21 protein-coding genes are annotated in these 22,732 nt (G+C 48.4%); 10 read left to right on the top strand and 11 right to left on the bottom strand.

Annotation, left to right across the window (positions count from 1 at the left end; translation table 11 throughout):
- Positions 1 to 13 precede the first annotated feature (13 nt).
- Positions 14 to 1,924, top strand: coding sequence for a metal transporter (locus tag HRM2_RS20720; RefSeq protein WP_015905992.1), 1,911 nt, complete (start codon positions 14 to 16; stop codon positions 1,922 to 1,924).
- Here the strand turns inward: HRM2_RS20720 and HRM2_RS20715 are convergent.
- Positions 1,921 to 2,799, bottom strand: a complete 879-nt coding sequence (locus HRM2_RS20715) for a cation diffusion facilitator family transporter (RefSeq protein WP_015905991.1) — start codon at positions 2,797 to 2,799, stop codon at positions 1,921 to 1,923. The two genes, HRM2_RS20720 and HRM2_RS20715, sit on opposite strands and share 4 nt — an antisense overlap.
- Before the next feature lies 1 nt (position 2,800).
- Positions 2,801 to 4,171 carry a sigma-54 interaction domain-containing protein gene (locus tag HRM2_RS20710; protein WP_015905990.1) on the bottom strand — a complete coding sequence of 457 codons (1,371 nt, stop codon included), beginning with the start codon at positions 4,169 to 4,171 and terminating at the stop codon, positions 2,801 to 2,803.
- Between the two features lie 561 nt (positions 4,172 to 4,732).
- On the opposite strand from HRM2_RS20710, the gene rbr reads away from it, so the two are divergent.
- Entirely contained in the window at positions 4,733 to 5,311 is a 579-nt protein-coding gene (gene rbr, locus HRM2_RS20705; protein WP_015905989.1) for a rubrerythrin, read from the top strand.
- 107 nt (positions 5,312 to 5,418) lie between these two features.
- Entirely contained in the window at positions 5,419 to 5,793 is a 375-nt protein-coding gene (locus HRM2_RS20700) for a desulfoferrodoxin (RefSeq protein WP_015905988.1), read from the top strand.
- Between the two features lie 149 nt (positions 5,794 to 5,942).
- Here the strand turns inward: HRM2_RS20700 and HRM2_RS20695 are convergent, their stop codons facing one another.
- The 3 genes from HRM2_RS20695 to HRM2_RS20685 all read right to left on the bottom strand — a co-directional run bounded on the left by HRM2_RS20695 (position 5,943) and on the right by HRM2_RS20685 (position 9,900).
- Complete coding sequence (locus HRM2_RS20695) at positions 5,943 to 6,416, bottom strand: ferritin-like domain-containing protein (RefSeq protein ID WP_015905987.1); 474 nt, start codon at positions 6,414 to 6,416, stop codon at positions 5,943 to 5,945.
- Positions 6,417 to 6,553: 137 nt separating this feature from the next.
- Positions 6,554 to 6,712: a rubredoxin gene (locus HRM2_RS20690; RefSeq protein WP_015905986.1), complete on the bottom strand. Its 159-nt coding sequence runs from the start codon at positions 6,710 to 6,712 to the stop codon at positions 6,554 to 6,556.
- 62 nt (positions 6,713 to 6,774) lie between these two features.
- Positions 6,775 to 9,900 carry an NAD-glutamate dehydrogenase domain-containing protein gene (locus HRM2_RS20685; RefSeq protein WP_015905985.1) on the bottom strand — a complete coding sequence of 1,042 codons (3,126 nt, stop codon included), beginning with the start codon at positions 9,898 to 9,900 and terminating at the stop codon, positions 6,775 to 6,777.
- 213 nt (positions 9,901 to 10,113) lie between these two features.
- Here HRM2_RS20685 and HRM2_RS27205 point away from each other — a divergent pair, with 213 nt between their 5' ends.
- Positions 10,114 to 10,275 carry a rubredoxin-like domain-containing protein gene (locus tag HRM2_RS27205; protein WP_187149293.1) on the top strand — a complete coding sequence of 54 codons (162 nt, stop codon included), beginning with the start codon at positions 10,114 to 10,116 and terminating at the stop codon, positions 10,273 to 10,275.
- A 74-nt stretch (positions 10,276 to 10,349) separates the two neighbouring features.
- Here HRM2_RS27205 and HRM2_RS26240 read toward each other — a convergent pair whose 3' ends face one another.
- The gene (locus tag HRM2_RS26240) at positions 10,350 to 10,511 is read right to left on the bottom strand and encodes a YqaE/Pmp3 family membrane protein (protein WP_015905983.1); all 162 of its coding nucleotides are present in this window, start codon (positions 10,509 to 10,511) and stop codon (positions 10,350 to 10,352) included.
- Positions 10,512 to 10,768: 257 nt separating this feature from the next.
- On the opposite strand from HRM2_RS26240, the gene HRM2_RS26235 reads away from it, so the two are divergent.
- Positions 10,769 to 11,755, top strand: a complete 987-nt coding sequence (locus HRM2_RS26235; protein ID WP_015905982.1) for an NAD(P)H-dependent oxidoreductase — start codon at positions 10,769 to 10,771, stop codon at positions 11,753 to 11,755.
- A 68-nt stretch (positions 11,756 to 11,823) separates the two neighbouring features.
- On the top strand, positions 11,824 to 12,252 hold the full coding sequence (locus HRM2_RS20670) for a DUF4019 domain-containing protein (protein ID WP_015905981.1): 429 nt from the start codon (positions 11,824 to 11,826) through the stop codon (positions 12,250 to 12,252).
- Between the two features lie 124 nt (positions 12,253 to 12,376).
- On the opposite strand, the gene HRM2_RS20665 is transcribed toward HRM2_RS20670, so the two are convergent.
- From HRM2_RS20665 to HRM2_RS27845, 4 genes are read right to left on the bottom strand one after another with little or no spacing between them, the layout of a single operon-like run.
- Entirely contained in the window at positions 12,377 to 15,193 is a 2,817-nt protein-coding gene (locus HRM2_RS20665) for an EAL domain-containing protein (protein WP_015905980.1), read from the bottom strand.
- Positions 15,194 to 15,204: 11 nt separating this feature from the next.
- Entirely contained in the window at positions 15,205 to 16,395 is a 1,191-nt protein-coding gene (locus HRM2_RS20660) for a hypothetical protein (RefSeq protein WP_015905979.1), read from the bottom strand.
- Positions 16,388 to 16,831: a type 2 periplasmic-binding domain-containing protein gene (locus tag HRM2_RS20655; protein ID WP_015905978.1), complete on the bottom strand. Its 444-nt coding sequence runs from the start codon at positions 16,829 to 16,831 to the stop codon at positions 16,388 to 16,390. The genes HRM2_RS20660 and HRM2_RS20655 overlap by 8 nt, the downstream gene beginning before the upstream one ends.
- An 18-nt stretch (positions 16,832 to 16,849) precedes the next feature.
- Positions 16,850 to 17,077 (bottom strand): hypothetical protein, encoded by a 228-nt coding sequence (locus HRM2_RS27845; protein WP_232364093.1) that lies wholly within the window; start codon positions 17,075 to 17,077, stop codon positions 16,850 to 16,852.
- A 22-nt stretch (positions 17,078 to 17,099) separates the two neighbouring features.
- Between HRM2_RS27845 and HRM2_RS20650 the strand changes: the two genes are divergently transcribed.
- The 4 genes from HRM2_RS20650 (at position 17,100) to HRM2_RS20635 (ending at position 22,064) form a co-directional block, all read left to right on the top strand.
- Positions 17,100 to 18,026: a transporter substrate-binding domain-containing protein gene (locus tag HRM2_RS20650; protein WP_041274203.1), complete on the top strand. Its 927-nt coding sequence runs from the start codon at positions 17,100 to 17,102 to the stop codon at positions 18,024 to 18,026.
- Positions 18,027 to 18,089: 63 nt separating this feature from the next.
- A complete protein-coding gene (locus HRM2_RS20645; RefSeq protein ID WP_232364092.1) occupies positions 18,090 to 20,621 on the top strand; it encodes a PAS domain S-box protein in 2,532 nt (843 codons plus the stop codon).
- Positions 20,622 to 20,654: 33 nt separating this feature from the next.
- The gene (locus HRM2_RS20640; RefSeq protein ID WP_015905975.1) at positions 20,655 to 21,242 is read left to right on the top strand and encodes a response regulator; all 588 of its coding nucleotides are present in this window, start codon (positions 20,655 to 20,657) and stop codon (positions 21,240 to 21,242) included.
- A gap of 39 nt (positions 21,243 to 21,281) precedes the next feature.
- On the top strand, positions 21,282 to 22,064 hold the full coding sequence (locus HRM2_RS20635; protein WP_083776628.1) for a YaaA family protein: 783 nt from the start codon (positions 21,282 to 21,284) through the stop codon (positions 22,062 to 22,064).
- Positions 22,065 to 22,112: 48 nt separating this feature from the next.
- Here the strand turns inward: HRM2_RS20635 and HRM2_RS20630 are convergent, their stop codons facing one another.
- On the bottom strand, positions 22,113 to 22,610 hold the full coding sequence (locus HRM2_RS20630; protein WP_015905973.1) for a periplasmic heavy metal sensor: 498 nt from the start codon (positions 22,608 to 22,610) through the stop codon (positions 22,113 to 22,115).
- Positions 22,611 to 22,732 lie beyond the last annotated feature (122 nt).

Genomic DNA, 22,732 nt, shown 5'->3' with positions numbered 1-22,732 from the left:
ATAGGAGACAATTATGAACAATGACGATGGGGCTTTCAATAGCTGTTCAATGGATGCCCTTAACCAAAAAATAGCTTTGTCTTCAAAGGCGCTTTCCGATCAGTTGACCATGGCCCAGGAACTGTTTCAAGGATTGTCAAATTACAACCGGGAATTTCTGCTCCCCCTTTTGATCTCAAGCAACTATTTTAACAAGGTTGAGCTGGAACGGCTGCTCACAAATTCGCCGGTTGATAATTTTGACTCCTACATGGGGCTCTTTGAGTTTAACATGGACATCTTGACCCGCTATTTTACAGGAAGTCTTAGTGCCCTTGACGATTATAACACCAGGGAGTTTAAAAAATGTGTCGCCGCCTGGTACAATACCATGTTCAACTGTCCGGGCGACAAGATTGACGATTTCATCTCCCGCCAGTCTGAGATGGTTTCCAACGTAACAGAACTCCTGCCCAAGGCCATTGCCGCTATCGAGCCTGAATACGGATTTCACTTTGAGCGGGGTGAAAACCCCAAATTTGCCGAAACAGACCGATTCATCGTTTACAAAATAGTTCCGACAGACAAGACTGTGACCACGGACAATTCCATGAAGCCGGTCTTGATTATTCCGCCTTTTGTACTTGGCAGTAATATCCTCGCCTTTTTGCCAGGCGAGAATAAGAGCTATGCCCACAGTTTTGCCAATCAGGGAATTCCCACCTATATTCGCATTATGCGGGATATTGATGTTACCCCGGCATTCCAGGTCATGACCCTTGAGGAAGACGCCCTTGACACAAGGTATTTCTGCAAAAAAATAATGGCGGAACATGGGAACCCTGTAACCTTGAATGGGTATTGCCAGGGAGGGTACACGGCTGTGTGCAATCTTTTGTCCGGCGAGCTTGATGGCCTTGTTGATGCCTTTATCAGCTGTGTGTCTCCCATGGACGGCACGAGGAGCCAGGGGCTTGGCAGCTTTTTAAAGAAACTGCCGCCGCGGTTTAACGACCTTGTTTACGGCAGTAAAACACTTGAAAACGGAAATGTTGTGGCCGACGGCCAGCTCATGGGGTGGGTCTACAAGCTGAAAAGTATTGAAGCTGAAGCACCCATGGTCTCGTTTCTCCGGGATCTTTCCATGGTTTCTTCCAGGAACAATAACCCCGTGGAGATTAGCAAGACCGCCGCAGCCCTTAATTACTGGCTAAGGAACGAACGTACCGATCTTCCCATGTCTGTCACCCGCATGAGTTTTGCGTCGTACAATACGCCTGTGACACCGGACGGTACCCTTCCGGTCACCATGTTTGGGCGAAAGCTCAATTTCAAGCGGATGGCTGAAAAAAAGATCGCCTGGCTTATCTGCTATGGGGAAAGTGACGATCTTGTGGAAAAAGAAACCGCCCTTGCCCCCCTTGATTATGTGGATGCAGAGGTAACCCCGTTTCCAAAGGGGCATGTGGCCATTGCCACCTCATGGTCAAATCCTGAGTCTGCCTGTGCCCTTCATACCCGGTTTGGCAAGGACAATTGCCGGGGACCGGTCCGGTTTCAGCTTGACCTTGACAAAGCCCTTAACGACCGGGAAAAATTTGGGACGTCTCCTGACGGATCTAACTCCAGGGTGGCCGGGGGGGATGAAACTGGAAAGAGCAGGGCAGAAAGTGCAGTTCGGGCCAGGCTCAAAGCAGAGGCCAGTCCCATAACCCAGACCAAACCCATAGCCAAGGCCAAACCTGCAGTCAAGACCAAGCCCCCTTTAAAGGCAAAGAAAACAGCCAAGGCCAGAACGCCTGTGAAAAAAACGGCCAAAGCCTCGGCAAAGCGGCCAAAATCTCCTGGAAAAGCCACGGTGGGTAATGCCGGGTCAGGCACAACCGTTCCGAAATCAGCCCGTGAAAAAACCAAGGTCACTCCGTCAGAGGGCAATGCCTCCTAAGGCAAATTGCCGGGCTCAACGTGGATAACGGCATCGGCAACCCCGGGGGTCTTTGAGAGGATGTCATTCTTGATGCGTTCTGCAATATCATGGCCCTTCTGGATGGTCAGTCGTTTGTTAAGGACCAGGTGGAAATCAATGTATAGGTTTGCACCAAGGTAGCGGGTCCTGAGTTTATGAATTGTGATAACCTCCGGGTGGGTCATGATAAGGGCCGTGATTGCGGCAAGTGTTTCCTCGGGCGCCCCTTTTTCTAACAGTTCGCCAAATCCAGGTACCATGATTTTGACTGACGCCTGGATGATAAAAACAGAAACAACCAGGGCGCCTGCACTGTCAAGAAAGGTGAGGCTGGGAAAGAGCATGGCACCTGCCAGGGCGATCAGGACAGGGATGGAGCTTATGGCGTCCAGGCGGTGGTGCCAGGCATTGGCGGACAGTGCGGTGCTTCTTATTTTTTTCCCGGCCCGGTCGGTCCAGCGAAAGAGAATTTCCTTTGTGACAAGGGAGATGACTGTGGTGCCAAGGGCCAGGGATGAAGGTGTGGGTACCGATTTTTGGTGCAGGGTGGTAATTGCATGCCAGCCGATCCCTGCCCCTGCCATGAAAAGTACCGATCCAATGGCCATGGTCACTATGGTTTCGATGCGCTGGTGGCCGTAGGGATGGCACTGGTCCGGCGGCTCTGACCAGAAAAAGGAACCCAGGATGACGGCAAGATCTGTTATCGTGTCTGAAAGGCTGTGAACTGCGTCTGCCACCAGGGCCTGGCTTTGTCCGAATATGCCTGCTGAAAATTTGATGCAGGTGAGTATGATATTTGCCCCAAATCCGACCCAGGTAACCCTGCGCACAAAGGCTGCGTGAGTGTTCATTCTATTTAAAGGCTGCTGCAAAATCTGCCGCCTGGGCGTCTTTTTCAAGGAATCTGTAGAGGGTGGCCCTTCCCACGCCCAATTCCCTGGCTGCCTTTGCCTTGTTTCCTCCTGTTCGTTCAAGGGCTGTTTTCACAGCGTCAAGGTCAAGTTTTCCAATAGTTTTCCTTTCTTGATAGACCCGGGAAATCTGCCTGTTTTCGGGCGTATTCCTGAGTTCCATGGGCAGATCAATGGGCATTATTTCGTTGGATTTGCACCGGACAATGGCAAACTGGACTGCATTCTGGAGTTCCCTGACATTGCCGGGCCAATCGTAATCCATCAAGGCCCGCATGGCGTCTTTTGAAAAGGCGGGTATGATGCCGTTGTTTTCATCTTCTGCACGCTTGAGGAAGTGGGCGCTTAACAGGGGAATGTCATTGCGTCTCTCCCGCAGGGGTGGAAGTTTTATGGGAATGACGTTGAGGCGGTAAAACAGGTCTTTTCTGAAATTTCCCTTTTCCACCTCAGCGGAGAGGTTCTTGTTGGTGGCACTGATGATTCTGACATCCACATTGATTGTTGTTTCACTGCCGACCCTTTCAACCACTCCTTCCTGGAGAAAACGCAGGAGTTTGACCTGCATCTGTTTGGGAAGTTCCGCCACTTCGTCAAGGAACAGGGTTCCGTTGTGGGCGAGTTCAAATCGGCCTTTTCTATCCTTTACCGCCCCGGAGAATGCCCCTTTGACATGGCCGAAAAGTTCACTTTCCACAAGGCCCTCGGGGATGGCACCACAGTTTACCGGCACAAACGCTGCCCGGGTCCGTTTGCTCTCGGAGTGAATGGCTGCAGCTACCCGTTCTTTTCCCGTACCGGTCTCTCCGTGAATGTGGACCGGATAATCGTACTTTGCCACATCCGTTATCTGTTGAAATATCTGGCGCATGGAGCTGGCTGTGCCGATGATGCCGGAAAAAGAGGTCAGTTCTTCGGCCCGGGCTGCAAGCTCCGTGTATTCGGTCATGTCCTTGAATGAAGCAATAACGCCTTTGAATATATCTTTGTCAAAGATACCGGTGATGCTCATTTCAATGTGCCGGATTTCACCAGATTTTGAGATAAAGGTTGTGGGAAACTCGAGCCGGTCTTTCAAGGTGGGGACTTCGCCGCAAAATGAACAGCGATCCCCACAAAATGGTGCGCCAAAGGCCTTATGGCAGTCTTTACCCATGACATCGTCCTTTGAGAATCCGGTGATTTTTTCCGCCTCTTTGTTGAAGAAGATGATTTTTCGTTCAAGGTCGTGGGCCACGATGCCGTCTTTGAGGTTGTCAAGTACAAGCTCAAGGGTCTTTCTGTCGGAAATAAAGTCGTCAATATAAACCATAAACTGCTCTCCATCCATGGGTAAGGTACATATTTGTATCATAGCCAGTTAACAAATTCCATGGATTTTATCGATCCCCAGCTTTTGCCCAGCAATTCTAATTGTGGCTGTGTCTGTAAAAGACAGTTACCGACTTCCCTTTATGCTGACTTTTGCCTGGAACGTTCTGAAATTGGGACGCTTTGAGCAATTTCTTTGTCGTAAAATCCTGGGGCCTTGAAATCCAGGTGAACTTTTAGATGTCTGGATGTGTCATATCCTGTCTGGGTGTCCGATGCAGATATGTCTCGCGAGACATCTAAACGGTCTCGGTGTTAGACGTTTTGTCCCATGTGTCGGGCCTATTTGTTGTTAAATCCTCCTGGCACATCCTTTGCAGTATTGCAAAAAATAAATAACATGGACCAACGATCCATGACGTGGTATGTTCTATGGATTCAGTAGTAAATCTCTTGTCCCCCGGCCTTTCCAACAAATATGGAAAAAATTTTCCGGGGTGGCTATTACCATGGCCGGAACCTTCAAAATTAGAACGAATAAACAATAAGGAGACTATATCCGATGGGCAATTTAAAGGGAACTCAAACGGAAAAAAACTTACTCACAGCCTTTGCTGGAGAATCCCAGGCAAGAAACCGCTATACCTATTTTGCAAGTAAGGCAAAAAAGGATGGGTTTGTTCAGATTCAAGCTATTTATGAGGAAACTGCAAACCAGGAAAAAGAGCATGCCAAGCGGCTGTTCAAGTTCCTCAACAGCGGTGAAGAGCTTGAGATTACTGCGGCTTTCCCCGCCGGCGTCATCGGCGATACCACGGACAATCTTAAAGCCTCTGCTGCCGGCGAGCACTATGAGCATTCAACCATGTATCCCGAGTTTGCAAAAACAGCAAGGGCCGAAGGGTTTGACGATATTGCCAATGTGTTTGAAGCCATTGCCGTTGCTGAAAAACAGCATGAAAAAAGATTCCTTGATCTCAAGGCCAATATCGATAACAACCGGGTGTTTAAGCGCCAAGAGAAAACCACATGGAGATGCAGAAACTGCGGCTATCTACATGAAGGAACCGAGCCCTGTGACGTATGTCCGGCCTGTGCCCATCCCAAGGCTCATTTTGAACTTCTTGGAGAAAACTACTAACCGGCATGGCCGGAGCAGGGTATGCTCCAGCCGCAATAAATAATGAAACGCCCCTGAGTGCAATGCTTTGGCGAGTGTTTCATATAAAAGAATAAAAGGAGAATAACATGTCTGAGAAACTTGGTGTTTATCGATGCAAATTGTGCGGCAATATCGCCCAGGTCCTCCATGCGGAAGCCCCTGCCATGAGCTGCTGCGGTCAGGAAATGACTCTTTTGAAAGCCAATTCTGTGGATGCAGCCCTTGAAAAGCATGTCCCCGTAGTGGAAAAGATTGAGGGTGGATATCTTGTCAAGGTTGGCGGTGTTGCCCATCCCATGGAGGACAAGCACTATATTGAGTGGATCGAGCTTAACACCGGCGATATGGTTTTGAGAAAATTCCTCAAACCGGGTGACAAACCTGAAGCTCGTTTTCTGGTGGATGCAAAAACAGTCACCGCCAAGGAGTACTGCAACCTCCACGGTTTCTGGACATCGTAATCTTTAAAAAAATCTGCATGGCCGGGTCGAGATGTTTGATCCGGCCATAACGAAATCTGAAACGCCTCCATTGACAATGCTTTGGCGAGTGTTTCATATGAAAAAAATGGGGTCAGGCCCTTTACCATACAGGTGCCCGACCCCGTTTGTTATTTGTTTTCCATCAGTTTGCCGGACAGCAGGCGGATGTGAGACATCTCCTCTTTGATGATACCGTCAACCCGTTTTTTTCCAACCTCTCCCTTGACCATCTCCTTCATACCAAGATAAAAAACAATGGATTCTTTTTCAGCCTCTATGGCGGATTTCAGGATCTCCTTCATGTTATTTTTCGGGGTCTCCTTTTTAAAGAAAATCCGGGTGTCGGCAAGGGCTTTGAGATAGAGAACTGCCTCTTCCATGGGATCAAATACCTGGCTTTCCTTTTCCTGTCCGGCTAATTCCTTTTGCATCTGTTCAAAGATGCGTTCATGGGACTCTTCCATTGCGGAAAGGCCCAAGAGAAAACTCTTTTCCTTGGCTGCCTCAATACTGTCTGCCGCCTGCCTGTAAAAGATGACACCGTTGCGCTCAATCTGTTTTGCCATCTCAAAAATTTCATCTGCACTAAAGTTGTAAGCCATTTTTCCTCCGAATTGATACTATGCAAACGCCGCGTTTATTTTCTGTCCAATGGTTTCCCCTGACCGCTGCAACCTACATTGTGAATGCTTTTGGTCATTTCACCAGGTTTGTACCTGGGCTGTCCCATTGCCGGTTTTTAATCCATCTTCTCAAAAAATTCTTTTTCAGCTTCGCACAGGGGGCAAACCCAGGAATCGGGAAGGTCTTCAAAGGCTGTTCCAGGTTCTATTCCGTTGTCAATATCACCTTCAGCCGGATCGTATACATAACCGCAGGGACATTCATATTTACTCATTTGTCATCTCCTTATTTTTTGTCCTAGGGCGGGTAGATTTTACTCTTCCCGACGTGGATGGGTTACTTGACCACAGTGGCAAGTGCCCCGAAAAAATCTGCTGTTACCTGTTTCAGAAAAAGATCCCACTCAAGGCCGAATTTGTAAAAGGCCATGGATGCAATCTTTTTAGTGAGAATAGCATCCCGATAGGCATGCATATCATCAGAGTCTAATATATCCATTATTTTCTTTTTGCCAAGGGTCTGAATGAGAACAGCCGGGACATAGGCTTCCATGACTTTCCACACCAGGGCTTTTTGCTTCAGGAAATCGCTGATTCGTTCCTGCACCAGGCCCTGGAGGGTAAAAATCTGTTCGCTTGTTTTTTCAGACAGGCTGAACAGGGGTTGGTCAGGGTTCTTTTTATGGATATTGATCAGCATGTCTGTTTCCGCGCATGAGTATTTTTCCACCAGCAGCATGATATCTTTGATCAAGGCCCACCGGGTGGCTGTGTCGTTTAAAAGTTTTGTCTCATAATCCTCCCCCAGTAGAAAGGCCGTGAGAACCTCAGCAATGGAGCTTGAAAAGACCCCGCCCTTGTTTGCCGTGGAATCCTTGATCTGTTTTATGCCGGTTTTTGCGGCAATGTGGCGCCGGGAAGCATCATCAAAAAAGACGTTTGCCCCTTCCACGATGAATTTAAGCTCTTTGAAATTTTCAAGAAACCCCTTGATATTGTTGCGGTTGATCGTGTCTTTGAATCCGCCGCAGGGGATGAATGCCTGGATATTGGCCGTTTTCAGACAGACCTGGTTTTCCGGATCAAAGAGAAAGTTCCGGTGAAACACGGCACCGTCCCGGATCACCCGGCCGTCCGGAAGGATGGTGTTGGCCGATTGGAGGGGCACCTTGAACCCCTGGGGCGAGAGCTTTTCAACCGGGAATGCCAGGGAATTCTTTCTAGGGGAGGAGTGGCGCATGAAGGCGATCTTTTCAAGCTCTTTCCGGTCAAGGCCATTGGGGTCAAAGAGGACAGACCCCCCGTCAATGATCAGGCAGATTTTGCCCTGCCAGGTTTGAATTTCATTGGCCCCAAGATCACCGTCGGGCCCGCCGGTCATCATGAGGTTGAGACTCTCCTCCTTGGCGTTATACCTGGATATCAGGGTTCTGAAGGCCGCCATGATGCAGGTGGTTGTCATGCCGCTGGTTTGTATCTTTTCCCCGACAAGGTCATGGATTTTGTCCATGTCCGTGGTCGTGACAACGGATTTTCCGTTGATCTGAAGGTCAGTTCCGGCGGTGTGTGCATCCAGAAGTCCAAAGGTGTCGCCATTGTCAAGCAGGCCAAAGGTGTCGTGGGGAATGCCAAAACTCTTGCCCGTTGTCAGGGTTCGCCAGTGGGGATATCCCCTGTGGTGGGCCTGGAGGGCCACGGCATCCATGAGGGGGGCGGTTCCCTCGTCCGGGCCGAAAAAGATCATCTCTGGTCTGCCGTAATAGTCCACAATGGAATTGTCCACAAGCATCAGATCCAGAATGCCTTCGGTGTAGTCGTAAAGGCAGTCCATGGCATGGGTTGCGTAGGTGGCATGGGGCACCACCACTCCCTTGGATCCACTTTCGCAGATATCCTTGTGTTTGAGGCGCTGGGCTTTTGGGCCCAGGGCAAAGTTGAGCAGCACTGCATTGTCAAGCTCGTTGCCGTGGTTGGAAGGGGTGATCCTCAAGAGCCGCAATCCCCCCCTTGCAATGTCGCTTGCCCTTAAATGGGTGCCACAGGCATAGTGGCCGTTTACAAAAAAGATACCAAACACAAACTGGTTGTAGACCAAAGGATCCAGCACACTATTGTCAAACCGGAAGCTGAACGATCGTTTCTCCGGTTTGTAGAAGTTGGTCTTCAAGGTGCAGTTCACAAGCTTTACCATGAATTTAAAAATATCCTGGGCAATTGTGAAATCCATGAACCTTGACTCCACGAGCCTGTTAAACTCCTTGATTCTTTCGTCAAGGTTGACGGTCAGATCCTTGCCTGCCAGGGCAGGATCAAACCGATGCTCAAAAAGGGTGTATAGCAATTTTAAAAGATCGGGGTTTTCCACGGCAGTGGACTGGATAATCCTTGAGCCATAGGTGGATTTGTTGGACTTGTGTATCCTTGCGGCAAAGGCATCTTCATGGTCTTTGCTGTTCAGGCTTGCCATGATTTCCCGGTCCGTTGCATTTTCACTTTCCCGGAAGATGAACATGTGGGTGAAGTCAATGGCATTACCGGCGAACAGCATCTCCTTAAAATTTAATTTGCCGTTGACATAGAGTTCAGTCACAGGATTGATGCTGAACGACAGAAATGCCGATAAATCCGTGAGTATCTCAGCCTCTTTTTTCCTTGAGATCTCGCCCTGGACGTAAAGTGAGCAGATGGATGAAGGTACTTCAGATTTGCCCCAGTAGGGCTCCCAATAGGCCCGGATCATAACCAGTCCGTGGTCTTTAAACAATCGTCGGAAGATGGGCAGCTGGGGAGAGGCAAAATCAGAGTTGAACATGAATCTTGTTTCACCGGTGACCGGCAGGTTGAACACTTCGATCAGGGGGGTGACCGAAGCCTCGGAAAGGGTAAGGAATTTCTCGTACCGTCTGCGGGTCGGTTCTGGAGTGGTCGTAAAGTCGCCGGCAAGGGTAAAGAGAAATCGTGATGCCTTGAATTCTTCCCTTGTGTAATCCCGTACCGTTTCAGGGCGGATGATATAGGTGCAGTAGTCTTTCTCAGGGCTGAAGTAATATTCTCTTCTGTGACCGGGAATGAGGTTCTCCAGCACCTTTTCCATGTTATCCCGGGTTTCCCGGGTGGCAATCCTCACCCGCTGGACATCGTTTCCATGCTCAAGGTCAAAATCGATGTGGGCAACCCGGCCCACAAGATCCACCTTGCCGTCCTTGATGGTAATGCTTGAGGTGATGGATGCGAGAATCTGTTTCAGGGATGCCTTGGTGATGTTTTCAAAAAAATAATTGGGAAGTCCCAGGTCATTGAGCAGTATGCCAGCTGCCATGTTGATGCAGTTTGCAGTGGTCAATCCTTCAGAGGAGAGGTCTATGACAGCCTCGTAAAGGACCCTGGGGTCGAGTTTGACACTCTCTGCCCTGGCGATGATGTCGCTGCCCCGTGAAACAGATCCTGTGAAATGGTCTTTCATGGTGTCTCCTCAAAATCTTGATTAAGTGGCGTGTAAACCGGTTCAAACCCGACGCACAAATTGCCCGTTCCAATGCTCTTAAGTTTAAAATGACTATAAGGGATGGTTAATCCTTTTTCAACCTGAATTTGAATACGGGATACCCTATTACCTTGTGGCATGAATTTTGAAAGATATTTGTCAGATATTACCCTAACGATTAAAGGAGGAACCATGACCAGCTGGATTTGTGATAAATGCGGTTATCGGCTTGAGGCCGAGACACCGCCTGAAGAGTGCCCGTCGTGTAAAAAAAAATGTTCGTTTGTTGATAATTCCTGCTATACGCCGGACTGCCAGGGTCAGCCCATTGACCCCAGAATTAAAAACAACTAACACCCGGAAGACTGACTGCTGCCCCTGTTTCAGGGGCAGCGGATTTAGATGACCATGCATTTCGCTAATATTTTTTACTTGTTTTTTGCAACAACCCAGACTGCATGAACGATACCAGGAATGTATCCAAGTATTGTTAAAATAATATTGATCCAGAAATGTTTTCCAATGCCAACCTGCATGAACACTCCCAAAGGTGGCAGAATGACTGCGCATATGATTTTTATAAGTTCCATGGAATTCTCCGTTGAAATAATAAAGCTTCTGAAGCATTTAATTGCGAACACTTTATGGTGGAGAGAAAAAAAATGTCAAGCAAAAAAAAGATCGATTTCTGCCTGAATTTCCCCATTCCCTGGATGATGACCGGGTCATTTAAGTTTGACAAACACGGCAATTTTCCATAGTCTTTTTTAAAATCTTCTGATCTTCATAAAATGATTCATTTCTAAAAAATCAATATGTTAAATCACACGACCATGGGGGTAAAATTATGCTTGTACTCGCCATAAAGGGGAGTCCCAGGAAAAAGGGAAACACCGATTATCTGCTTGGTTTGTTCATGGCCGAGGCCCGGAAAAGGGGATGGGAAACCGAAGTTATTGATGCGGTTAAGGAAAATTTTGAACCCTGCATTGGTTGCGGCAATTGTGAACGAACGGGTTTTTGCAGTATTAAGGATACAATGCCTGAACGTTTTTTTTCCCCGTTGCGGCGGGCCGATGTCGTGGTTGTCTCGGTTCCCACCTATTTCTATGCGGTTCCAGCCAGGATCAAGGGGTTGATGGACCGAACCCAGACCCTCTGGTCCCGCAAGTATCTGTTTAAAATCAAGGACGCTGGCCATGACCATCGAAAGGGGGTGCTCCTAGCCGCTGCCGCCACCCATGGCAGGGATCTGTTTGACGGCATAAAACTCAATGTCAAGTATTTTCTTGATGCTGCCGGTGCCGCATTTGAAGAGAATCTCTGCTACAGGGGGATCGACAGCCGGGGAGCCATGGAAAGGCATCCGACTGTTCATGGCGACGTGGCCCTGCTTGCCCAAAGGGTGTTATCCCCGTTTGAGCAACGCAGGACATGGGTGTTTGCCTGTCGGGAAAATGCAGGCAGAAGCCAGATGGCCGCGGCCTTTGCCCGCTTTCTTGCAGGCGACAGGATCGAGGTGATCAGTGCAGGATCGGCCCCAGGGGAAAAGGTCAATCCCCTTGTTGTTGCCGCAATGGCGGAAAAGGGAATTGACCTGGCCTTTCTGAAACCTGTGCCCCTTGGGGATATCCTGGAAAAATGTTCTCCCCATTTGCTGGTCACCATGGGGTGCGGCCAGGAATGTCCGTTGGTTCCTGGATGCCGGGTGGTTGACTGGGACCTGCCTGATCCTGCGGCCATGGATCTTGACGGTGTCCGGGCCCTGGGAAATGAGATTGAAAAAAGGGTCAACGCCCTTGTCAAGGACTTTTCGGCAGCAGCTGTTGAATAATTGATTTAAACCTAAAAGTTGCATGCGCCCTTTGACTGGATATGCAAGGTGTCGGAAAGGAGAAATCAATGGTATTGAAACGGATTTGCCTGTTTGTATTGCTCGGGTTGATTGCAGCCCAACCCCTGGGGGCCGATCAAAGTAAGGAGGTTGAGGCCACAGCAGCTGCCCGGTCATGGCTCCTGCTGGTTGACGATCAAAGCTACACAGACAGCTGGGAACGTGCGGACCCTTATTTTAAAAATGCTGTTACCCTGGACCAGTGGAAAAAGTCGCTACTCCTGGTTCGAAAACCCCTGGGTGCTGTTTTGTCCAGGAAATTGATTTCACGGCAATATCTTCGATCACTTCCCGGGGCGCCCGACGGTGAATACGTGGTGATCCAGTATGGGACAAGGTTTGAAAATGGTGGGGCATCGGTGGAAACCATCACCGGGTTGCTGGATCCGGACGGGGTCTGGCGGGTGGCTGGGTATTATATTAAACCGGGTGGGTGACTAAGCCATATCTGCTGAGGGCCTCCAGGGCTGATGGGCATATTGTGACCCCTCCGGCATTGCTGCGGGCCGATGTGGTTCAGGCCCGGGCTGAACTTAAGGTTTGTCGGTTTGAATACCTGCGTCAGTGGGACGACTCATTAAGATGCTCAATTGGCTGGGGTTTTCCAATATGATACCCTTGGGCATAGTCAATCTCATATTCCCTTAAAACAGAGACAATGGCTTCATTTTCCACAAACTCTGCAATGGTCTTTTTGCCTAAGGCGTGGGCGATTTCAGACATGGATTTCACAAAAATTCTGTCCCCATGGCTGGTGTCGATTTTTCTGATAAAGGATCCGTCTATCTTAACATAATCAACGGCAAGGTCCTTTAAATATTGAAAGGATGAGAAGCCTACTCCAAAATCATCAATGGCAAATCGGCACCCGAGTTCTTTCACCTCATTGATGAGGGTCCGGGCTGATGGAAAATTTGAAATCGCAGCTGTTTCCGTGATTTCAAAGATTATTTTTTCAGGATTTACATGGGGCAGGGTTAGCAACCGTCTGATTTCATGGGAAACGGTTCGGTCGTTCAGGGAGCGACCCGATAGATTAATGGACAAACCCACGGTCATACCCCTTTTGTTGAATTCAAGGTGCTGGGCAATTGCCTTTGCCATGACGATGCGATCGATGTGACCGATGAGTCCAAGGACTTCGGCATATTCGATGAATTCTCCAGGTGGGATAACCGAGCCTTGCTCCGAAATCAGCCGTATCAGGCATTCATAGTGGCTGATCCTGTCGGTTTTCAAATCCAGGATCGGTTGAAAATAGAGAACAAACCGATCATTCTCAATGGCCTCTTCAAGCACATTTTTCCAATACATCCTTTGTGTTAAATGAACCTGGTATTGCTGTTTGGCTGAATAAACGTGAAACTGGCCATAACCCGATTTTTTGGCATGGTACATGGCAAGATCTGCATTGGACAGGAGGTCGTGGATGGAAGTACCATGCTGGGGAAAAATGGCAATCCCGATGCTGGCGCTGATTTTAAAATTATGCCCCATGCCTTCAACCGGTGTTTTGCCCAGGGCCTGATTGATTTTTTTTGCCAGGGTCAGAACGGCTTTTCCCGTTGCATTGGGCATCAGCAGGGTAAACTCATCCCCGCCGATACGGCAGATCAGATCTGATTTACGGGTTATCCGTTTAAGGGTCATGGCCACGGTTTGAAGAACAACGTCCCCCCTGTGATGGCCCTGGGTGTCATTGATGATTTTAAACTGGTCCAGATCCAGATAGAACAGGGCCACCTGCTCGTCATACCTTTTGGCCTGGTCGATGATTCGTTCAAATTCGTGGTTAAAATGCCTCAGATTGCTCAGGTTGGTCAGGTGATCATGGGTGGCAAGCCATACCATTTGCTCTTCCGCCCTTTTCCGGTCTGTAATGTCAAGCCCGATGGTCAAAATTAAAGGGGCGGTTTCTTCCTGGGGATAAAGCGTGGAATGGAACCAGGAGATGGCATGGGTGATGCCGGATGATGAGATCATATCGGCATCATATTGAATGGATTTAATCTCTTTTTCCTGCCTGAGCGCCATGAGTTGATCGTGGTGGTGGTGGTTTTCTGCACTGAAAAAATCATCAAATGAGTGTCCGACAAGGGCCTCTTTTTCTACTTCATGCAGGACAAGGGCCGCATTGTTGACAAACAATATTTCACCGGAACAGGTTTGTGTCATGATCAGAATCGGAGCAGTCTGAACAAGTCTTTCAATAAATTCTTTTTCCCTTTTAAGGTCCTGGCTTTTTTTTGTTAAAAGAAGGGTTTGGGTCTGGGTCTCATTTTTCAACGCTTCCAGTTGATCGGTCACATCCCGGGCAACGGCAATCAAATTGTCGACTTCATCATGCCAGCGGTGATATGTTTTTTTGCTGTTCAATACCTGGCGTACTTTCTGGTACTCATGGCGGGCAAGCAGCGGTAGGGTCGAGGAAAGGGTGGCTATTCGTTTTAACAATGCATGGACGAGTAAAGAGAGAACCAGAAGAATTGAAAACAGCCCCAGAAGGCTGGTCAGGACCATGCGGGCCAGGTGATGATGCATCTCCTTATACTCAGCCGTAATATCGTCAATGATCAGTACCAGGGATGACGGGTTCTGGATGTTGTCCATGGCATGGGCCTGAATGTTGTAGAATCTTTTTCCATGGTGGAATATGATGTTTTTGTGGACAAGCTCATCCATGGTGTGCTGTTCTTTCAACGCTTGGAGTAACGGGGTGTTATGGGCCGCATGGGTCATGGCTGACAATTGGTAGGGTGCGTCCTTGGCTACGGGCTTTTTTCCGACCCGTGTCAGGATCACCATATCCGTCTGGGTTGCATTTTGAAATTCGATCATTCCGTCTGCCAGCGAGCGGCCAAGGGTAAGGGTGCCAATGGCTTTAAACGATGAAATAACAGGAATGGTCATGGTGGTATAGCATTCATCCTCACAGGCCATGGTGTGTAAGGGCTCTTCTTTTTTTAAAACCTGTTGGATCTGGGGAGATAAATCTTTGAGAACACGACCCCACTCCTTGATCTTTTTTCCTTCGTGGTCCGTCAGTACAGCCGTTTCAAGCCCCCAGATAAATTGCCAGTTCAGCCAGTTTTCATCCAGCAGAGCAATGGTGCGTTCCTGTCGCAACCTGCTAGAACTGTTGGACGCCTCAGTCGGGAAAATCGATTCGGCAAAGAGTTCCAGCACCTTTGAAGAGTTGTTGATGACGGTCTTGGCAATATGGAAATAACGGGTCTGGGCCTTTTCTCCCTGGTCGAGGAAGGCCCTTTGGGCATCAATATAGGACAGGCCGGTCAGATACCCCTGGAGAAGAACAAGGGTGAAGCTGATTAAAAAAATAAACTTCCACTTCAGGCTGAAAAATTTGTGGTTTGACATGGTACCCTTTGTCAAAATTTAAAGGCAAGCTGCAATGCATAGAGGTCGTGGTACTGGTCTGTGAGGTTTCTGTCGGGATTGTCGGCAGTGGTAAGCCATGATGTCCCGTTAATATGGTGGTATTCACCCCGTATCATCATCCATGGCTTGATATCCCAGCGAAGGGCAAAGGTTAAATCCTTGGTAAACCCCATGTGGGTCGGCAGTCCAATCAGTTCGAAAGTATCTCCGTTTCTGTCGTCTCGATCAAGGTAATGTTCTCCGTAGCGTCCCAGGATCTGCCAGTTGTAGTTGAAACGATAGGCAGCCTGAAAGTACCAGCTTTCACTTGTGGATTTCCCATCTGGACTGTAGGGGCCCAGGTTTAGGAATTCATTTTTTTGATACAAATATTCCCCTGTCAGGCTGATCCTGTCGCCGTTATACTGGGCTGAAAAGACCATGGGGTAAAAGCGTACCGTTCCATTGGTGTAGTTGTCCATGGGACCCGGCTCATAGGACAGGGTGACATCGGCATAGCTTACGGCGATCAGGTATTCTCCCGAGTTGATCCCATAGCTCAGTTGTCCTGCAAAATCAGTCTCTGTGCGCATCTCTCCTGTGGCATTCAGGGGAAGAACAGCATCTCGTATTTCATCATTGTCGTTTCTCATCTTTCCATAGTTAAATTTGCCGGACAGCCATCCTGCACCCAGATTGTGGTTAAAATACAACTGTCCGCCGTCGGACGACAGAAACAAGGACCTGGAACGGTCAAAATAAATGCCATGGGGCAGGATAATCGTGGGGGTTGTAAAGGCCACATCCCTTGTCTCGTTGTACAGTCCCAGGGGGTTTTTGATGCGGCCCAGCCTGATTCCCAAACTGCCCCGGGGGTGTCGATACAAGGATAGATCGGCCAACCCGTAATCAAGGGTCAGGCTGCCGTCGTCAAGTTCTCCAGCCTGGCGGAAAAGTCCCTGGGCAGAAAAATGCAACCGTTCCAGGGGCTGGTAACCCAGATTGAGCCCAGCCTCGGTAAGCCTGTAGGAAACCCTGTCTTGACTTTCACCATAGGCCTGATTGGCTGTGGTATGAATGGCATTCTGGGTAAAAAAACCATGGATCTGAGCCTTGTCTGACAGGTCGTAGGCATTTATCCCTGGGGTAAAGGCCAAAAGAATGAATATAAGTACTGTCCCTGGAATGGCGTTTTTATTCATGTATTATAATCCTGATGTTGTCATTGTCAGGTTCAGACCCGGTATAGCCGATGCTGTTGGGGGTGGTGCTGACCTTGTCGATCATCTCTTCCGGGGACGAGACCTGTCTCGGCGGTTGACCGGTTCCGGAAAAGAGCAGACGGTCCCAGATTCTTCTGAACTGGTGGGGAAACATGTTGAGTCGTGTTTTGGTGAATTCACGGTGGACAGGATTGTCATCGGCAAAGACAAAAATATGTATTCTTTCACCGTTCGACCAGACCGGTCGCTGCATGGCAAAAATAGCCTTTAAATCGTTTACGGTGTATGGTATTTCAGGTACGGATGCATTAACAATTACCTCCACCCCCCCGGCGCTGGAAACCATGATAAAAAAGACGAGGGGGATCAAAAGCCCCTTTTTCATAGGCGTTATGGAGAAAGAGTTAAAAAACATGATAAAAACATAACCTGATTAATCGACAAAATCAAACACAAAATCAGGGAACCCGGATGCCGCAGTTATACTTGCAGTCCTGTCCGGGTATATCCGGGACGTTTCTATTATTAAAAACAGCGGGGAAAGGGAATCCTTTCCCATGACCATCATATTGACATCCCCATGTCCCTTTGCCATAATCAGCCATGATTCAAGCATATCATACCAGGGGCAGTGGTGTATTGCTTCAAGGGATGCGTTCAATCTGGAACAGAGGAATGAACAGATGAAAAAGAATGTTTTTTTATGGTCGACCCCTGTTTGCCATGGGCTGGTCTGTATGCTGATGGCTTTTTTTATGACATCATGGGCAAGGGCAGAGGGGTATGACAAGGTCATGGAACGGGGAACACTTCGTCATCTTGGAGTCCCCTATGCCCATTTTGTCTCTGGAAGCGGTGACGGGTTCAGTGTTGAGCTGGTACAGATGTTTGCAGATTATCTGGGCGTTCGTTACGAGTATGTAAATGCCTCCTGGGCGAGTGTGATCTCCGATCTTATTGGGAAAAAAACAACCGTATCGACCCAGAAACTTTCCACAGGGGAACCGGCTGACATCAAAGGAGATCTGATCGCCAACGGGCTTACCATCCTGCCATGGCGGGAACGGGAGATCCTCTTCTCCGTTCCCATTTTTCCCTCGGGGGTGTGGATTGTTGCCAGGGCCGATTTTCCCCATCAACCCATCGTTCCTTCGGACGATCTGGCCCATGACATTCAGTCAACAATCGACCGGGTTAAGGGGTATCGTGTCTTGGCCATTGAGGGAGGATGTCTTGACCCTGCCCTGAACCGCCTAGAGGGTTCAGGGGTAAATGTAAAAATCATGCCCGCCAAAATGAACTTGAATGAACTGATTCCCGCTGTCCTTAACAATGAGGCAGATTGCACCCTGCTGGATTTCCCAGACGCCCTTGTGGGTATCCAGAAATGGCCGGGAAAGGTTAAGATTCTTGGTCCCGTTTCAATGAACCAGTATATGGGAGTGGGGTTTGCCAAATCCTCGGTAAGGCTCAGGGATGAATTTAACCTTTTTTTCCAAAAATGTGTAAACGAGGGAAAATATGCAAGGCTTGTGAACAAGTATTATCCGGCAGTTTTTTCATTTTATCCCTCGTTTTTTGAAGGGGTGATGCGCATTTGTGAAAAATAAAAGATAAGGGCCTTTTTCGGGATGACTTCTGATTTGACCAGGCGTACCAACGTTGTAATTGTAATGGTGATCATTCTGATACTGTTTTATGTGGGCACGCTCCTTGTGAACAACTACAATTCCCGGATTCAACTCATTGATGCATCCCGGAAACGGTTTGTCACTGTGTTTGAAAAACAGGCCATGGCCATGGGCTATTTCTTCTCTGAACGTGAACAGGATCTTGTGGCCCTGTCCGGCAGCAGGGAGATTTCCACCTATTTTGAGAACAAGGCCCTTGGCATGTCCATGCAATACGGGCTGGGTACAAGCCTCCTGGATATGCAGCACTCCTTCACGACACTTGCCGATTCAAAAAAAATAGGGGAGGTTAAAATTTATAACTGGATCGCATTTGTTCAGTCCGACGGTACTCCAGTTACAACGGTTTCACCCCAGGTGAAAAAGAATATTCAGAGGCGTTTCCAGCAGAATTTAAGCCTGGCCGACAACTGCATGGGCACCATTCTTGAGAAAAGAAACAACACGACCCATGCCGTTATTACTGTTCCCTATTTTTTTAAATATCGATTTATGGGGTATATTGTGGCGGATGTCACCCTGGAAACGGCATTCCATCATCTCCTTGACACCTGGGACGTGGGTGATTCGTCCCGGATCTATCTCTTCTGTCCGAAATCAAAGGCGCTTTTCATGGCCGAAGACCCTGTGTTCGGAAAATGGGTCAGTGAGCACCTGGCACATGAAAAAAAACGCAGTGGCTTCATCCAGCTGAAGGGTCTGGAATTGGGCAGAGAAAAACAGGTCCTGGTCTTTTCACGGGTTGTCCACACGCCTTTTTTTCTGATTCATATTTTTCCAGACGACAAATTTTCATCGGGTATAAATCCCCGGGATGCTTTGCTGATCATGGTGCTCTTGTTTTTACTGGTCTTTGGCAGCGTGGGGTTCTTGATTCACAGTAATACCCAGAAACAACTTCTTGCCGGGCAGGTCGAGGCCTCCCGGAGAAATGCCCGTGAATTCCAGCAACAGAACGATATATTGTTCATGGAAATTGCAGAACGTAAAAAAATGGAAAAAGCCCTTGAAAAGGCGAACCGGGAGTTGAGTCAAACGAGTCTCACCCTGAATTGCATATTGAAATCTGCAACCGAGTTTGCCATTGCAGCAATTGATTCCAAGTCTTGCATCATCCATTTCAACCCGGCTGCAGAAAGGCTGTTTCAGGTAAAAAGAGAAGAGATCATGGGGCAGCACTTTTCAACTCTTGATTTTTTTTCCAGGGTCGGGAATGAACAATTTTACCAGATTCTGGATATTGCTCAAAAACAGGGAAAATTCGAGTATGATCTCATCTGGAAGAATTCCGTGGATGGCGGTCAACTCTTCCGTTTAGTGGTCATGCCCATGCATAACGATGATGGGATAAACGTGGGCTTTATTCTTTTTGTGGTGGATAATACGACCCGGTACCGGTCAGAGGAAAAGCTGCGGTTGAGCGAAGAAAGGTATCGAACCCTGGTTGAAAATATGCCGGACATTGTGTTCTCCATTGATGAAAATTTTTTGATAACAACGGTTAACATCCCAAACAGCCCATCCTACAGCCTTGAAGCAGGAGATATCGTTGGACGTTCGTTTGAACAGTTTATACATGAACAAGATCGGAAACAGTTACAGAAACTGACCAGGTCTGACTTTCGAGAAAAGAAAAAATACCGCCGGGGGGTTCGTTTTAGATTCCTTTCAGGCGCCGGGAAAAGCAGCTGGGTGGATTTGAATCTGCACTACCAGTACAACAATGACGGCAGTTTTTCGGGGGCCAATGGTGTGCTGACAAACATTGCTGAGCGCAAACTGCTGGAAGCCCAGCTCGTGCGAACGGAACGACTGGCGGCCGCAGGGCAGCTTGCAGCATCCATTGCCCATGAAATCAATTCCCCCCTGGCAGGAATCTCGGCCCTGTTGGCCCTGGTTCGCAAAAAAAACCTCAACGATAAAAAGGCCATAGAAGAGATTGACCTGATCAGAAGTGCCTTTGAAAGCATTGGAAGCACTGTTAAAAAGCTGCTCAACCTCAATCGCCCCGGCCTTGATTATATGCAGAGAGCAAATATAAATGCCATTGTTCATGACACGGTAAAACTGTCGGAAGCCTATTTAAAGAAAAAGGGAATCATTGCCCGCCTGGAGCTGTCTGAGTGTGTTCCGGACTTTGACTGTCACCCCCAGGATCTGGGGCAGGTTTTTTTGAATTTCATTAACAACACCATCGAGGCCGTGGAATCAGCTAGGGGTGCCGGGGGGGATAAATTTGAAATCCTGTCCTGTCAAAATGAGATCTTGATCACCACAAGGGTTTCAGCTGATAAAATTTTTGTGGACTATGTTGACACCGGGCCTGGAATTGCCCCGGAGGATCTTGATAAAATATTTGATCCTTTTTTTACCACCAAAAAGCAGCTTGGTATGGGTTTTGGGCTCTCCATCTGCCACGAGATCATCCTTCGCCATAATGGAACCCTGCGGGCTCTGCCAAGGGAGAATGGGGCCTGGTTTGCCATGGAATTTTCGCCTGTAAGAGAGGTGTAGGCGAACGAACGCCAATTGTTTAAAAGAGGTTATATGGAAAAATTACCGTACCGTATATTGCTGGTTGATGATGACCCCATTGTGCTGATGGGAATCGGCAGGGAGCTTGAGGCCCAGGGATATGACGTCTCCACGGCAAAATCCGGCGAAGCCGCCCTGACTATTTTAGATGGGCAGGGGGCTGATTTTGACCTGGTCATAACCGATCTTATCATGGGAAAGGTTAACGGTATTGAGGTGCTTAAAAGATCCAAGCAGGTAAACCCTGACGGAATGGCCATGATAATGACCGGTTATGGGGATCTTAATTCTGCGATTCAGGCAATCCGGTTGGGTGCCGATGAATATATGCTCAAGCCCGGGAGCCCTGAGGAGCGGACGTTTCGCATCAATGAGGTGCTTGAAAAGTATGAACTAAAACAGAAATTAAAGATGTATGAAAAAATTCTGCCGGTTTGCTGTGTGTGTAAAAAAATTCGTAACGACGCTGGTAAAAACCCCGGAGAAGGCTGTTGGATGTCGGTTGAGGAGTATTTAAATGTAAAGGGAAAGATCCAGGTAACCTCCACCTATTGTCCTATTTGTTACCAGGAAGCGATTGCAAGGATTCGACAGAAATAACTGTTCCACCGGGTAAAATATGTTTAAAAACCCACAAACATGGGAATTAAAATGAAAATCATCCTCTCCCCTGCCAAAACCATGGCAGATCCGGAAAAAACCATGCTTCGTCCGGAGATTGAATCTGAAATCATAATGACCAGGCCTGTTTTTGAGCAACGGGCCCAAGCACTGATTCGTTTGCTCAAGGGGTTTTCTGAAATAGAGCTCAAGGCGCTCTTCAAGGTGAGTGACGCCATTGCCCGAAAAACCCTGGATCAGATTAACGGGTTTGGTGAAACCCGGCCAGTTCCTGCAATCTTTGCATTCCAGGGCGCTGTGTACAAGGCCCTTGCTCCGGAAGCATTCACAGGAGAATCCCTCGTATTTTGCAGGCAAAACCTGGTGATTCTCTCGGCCCTTTACGGGGTGCTCAATCCCTTTGACGCTGTTTTTGCCCACAGACTGGATTTCACCTGCAAGCTTGAATGCGGCGCAAACATGACCTTGCGTAAATTCTGGACATCTCCGATTCACGAATGGTTTGATGAGAATCTTGCCGCGGATGAATTCATCGTGAACCTGGCATCGGACGAATATGCATCCCTGGTTACAAAGGGTGGATTAAAAGCGAGGGTCATCACCCTTGCGTTCATGGAAAAAAAAGGGGGAGTATTAAAAACCGTTGCAGCCCACTCAAAACAGGCCAGGGGGCTCTTTTTAAGGCAGATCGTTCAACAACGGGTGACAGAACCAGGGATGATCAAGTCGTTCAAGGTGGCAGGCTACACCTATGACGGAAAAATTTCCCAGAAGAACCGGTGGGTATTTGTGTTGAAATGAACAAGGCCCTCCCGGTTGAACAGGAGGGCCTTGTTCCTTTATTGGTGCTTATTTGTCAATGGTGTCAGGATCTGTGCTGTCATTGTCTTGATCGCCCATGGTCATGCCGTTCCTGGGGCCTCCCATGCAGCCCTTTTTTCCAAATCCCTTGCCGCCTGCAAAAAAGTTGATTTCCGGGGCAATCTTTTTTGCCTCAAGGGCAAAGTTGATCCGTTTGACCATCAAAGCCTTTTGAAGATCACCTGCTTCATTGGCAAGTGCAACAAGGCGTTGTCCGTCTGGGGCCGATGTCTGCATGAGGATTCTTAGCTCATCTTTTTTTGCACGCATGGCTGCCCTGGTCGCTGCTGTTTCATCAATAAATTTTTGGTGAAGGGTTTTAAGCTGGGTTTGCTGGTCCTCGGTAAGGTTTGCCATGGGACTGTTGTATCCGGCCCGGCAACCCTTTTTTCCATGCCCCTGGCCGTGGTTCCAGGCAAATGCTACTCCAGAAAGCCCAACTATGGCAAATACGAGTGTTGTAAGGATAATAATTTGTTTTTTCATGGTTTTCTCCTTTGTGGTGGTCTGGCCACCTTTTTGTCTGTTCATGTTTTGCGGCCCGGGCCGCACATCCGCTGTTGTTGGATACTAATCACTGCATACGGCGTGCCATGGGCTGATCAAAA

The sequence above is a fragment of the Desulforapulum autotrophicum HRM2 genome (genome assembly GCF_000020365.1).
Lineage (GTDB): Bacteria > Desulfobacterota > Desulfobacteria > Desulfobacterales > Desulfobacteraceae > Desulforapulum > Desulforapulum autotrophicum.
The sequence above is the reverse complement of the archived record's forward strand: the minus strand, read 5'-3'. Positions and strand labels throughout refer to the sequence as shown.

Excerpts from the sequence above, each read along its gene's own strand:
- HRM2_RS20720 (WP_015905992.1), top strand. The coding sequence starts at position 14 with ATGAACAATGACGATGGGGCTTTCAATAGCTGTTCAATGGATGCCCTT.
- HRM2_RS20715 (WP_015905991.1), bottom strand. The coding sequence starts at position 2,799 with ATGAACACTCACGCAGCCTTTGTGCGCAGGGTTACCTGGGTCGGATTT.
- HRM2_RS20710 (WP_015905990.1), bottom strand. The coding sequence starts at position 4,171 with ATGGTTTATATTGACGACTTTATTTCCGACAGAAAGACCCTTGAGCTT.
- rbr (WP_015905989.1), top strand. The coding sequence starts at position 4,733 with ATGGGCAATTTAAAGGGAACTCAAACGGAAAAAAACTTACTCACAGCC.
- HRM2_RS20700 (WP_015905988.1), top strand. The coding sequence starts at position 5,419 with ATGTCTGAGAAACTTGGTGTTTATCGATGCAAATTGTGCGGCAATATC.
- HRM2_RS20695 (WP_015905987.1), bottom strand. The coding sequence starts at position 6,416 with ATGGCTTACAACTTTAGTGCAGATGAAATTTTTGAGATGGCAAAACAG.
- HRM2_RS20690 (WP_015905986.1), bottom strand. The coding sequence starts at position 6,712 with ATGAGTAAATATGAATGTCCCTGCGGTTATGTATACGATCCGGCTGAA.
- HRM2_RS20685 (WP_015905985.1), bottom strand. The coding sequence starts at position 9,900 with ATGAAAGACCATTTCACAGGATCTGTTTCACGGGGCAGCGACATCATC.
- HRM2_RS27205 (WP_187149293.1), top strand. The coding sequence starts at position 10,114 with ATGACCAGCTGGATTTGTGATAAATGCGGTTATCGGCTTGAGGCCGAG.
- HRM2_RS26240 (WP_015905983.1), bottom strand. The coding sequence starts at position 10,511 with ATGGAACTTATAAAAATCATATGCGCAGTCATTCTGCCACCTTTGGGA.
- HRM2_RS26235 (WP_015905982.1), top strand. The coding sequence starts at position 10,769 with ATGCTTGTACTCGCCATAAAGGGGAGTCCCAGGAAAAAGGGAAACACC.
- HRM2_RS20670 (WP_015905981.1), top strand. The coding sequence starts at position 11,824 with ATGGTATTGAAACGGATTTGCCTGTTTGTATTGCTCGGGTTGATTGCA.
- HRM2_RS20665 (WP_015905980.1), bottom strand. The coding sequence starts at position 15,193 with ATGTCAAACCACAAATTTTTCAGCCTGAAGTGGAAGTTTATTTTTTTA.
- HRM2_RS20660 (WP_015905979.1), bottom strand. The coding sequence starts at position 16,395 with ATGAATAAAAACGCCATTCCAGGGACAGTACTTATATTCATTCTTTTG.
- HRM2_RS20655 (WP_015905978.1), bottom strand. The coding sequence starts at position 16,831 with ATGTTTTTTAACTCTTTCTCCATAACGCCTATGAAAAAGGGGCTTTTG.
- HRM2_RS20650 (WP_041274203.1), top strand. The coding sequence starts at position 17,100 with ATGAAAAAGAATGTTTTTTTATGGTCGACCCCTGTTTGCCATGGGCTG.
- HRM2_RS20645 (WP_232364092.1), top strand. The coding sequence starts at position 18,090 with ATGGTGATCATTCTGATACTGTTTTATGTGGGCACGCTCCTTGTGAAC.
- HRM2_RS20640 (WP_015905975.1), top strand. The coding sequence starts at position 20,655 with ATGGAAAAATTACCGTACCGTATATTGCTGGTTGATGATGACCCCATT.
- HRM2_RS20635 (WP_083776628.1), top strand. The coding sequence starts at position 21,282 with ATGGGAATTAAAATGAAAATCATCCTCTCCCCTGCCAAAACCATGGCA.
- HRM2_RS20630 (WP_015905973.1), bottom strand. The coding sequence starts at position 22,610 with ATGAAAAAACAAATTATTATCCTTACAACACTCGTATTTGCCATAGTT.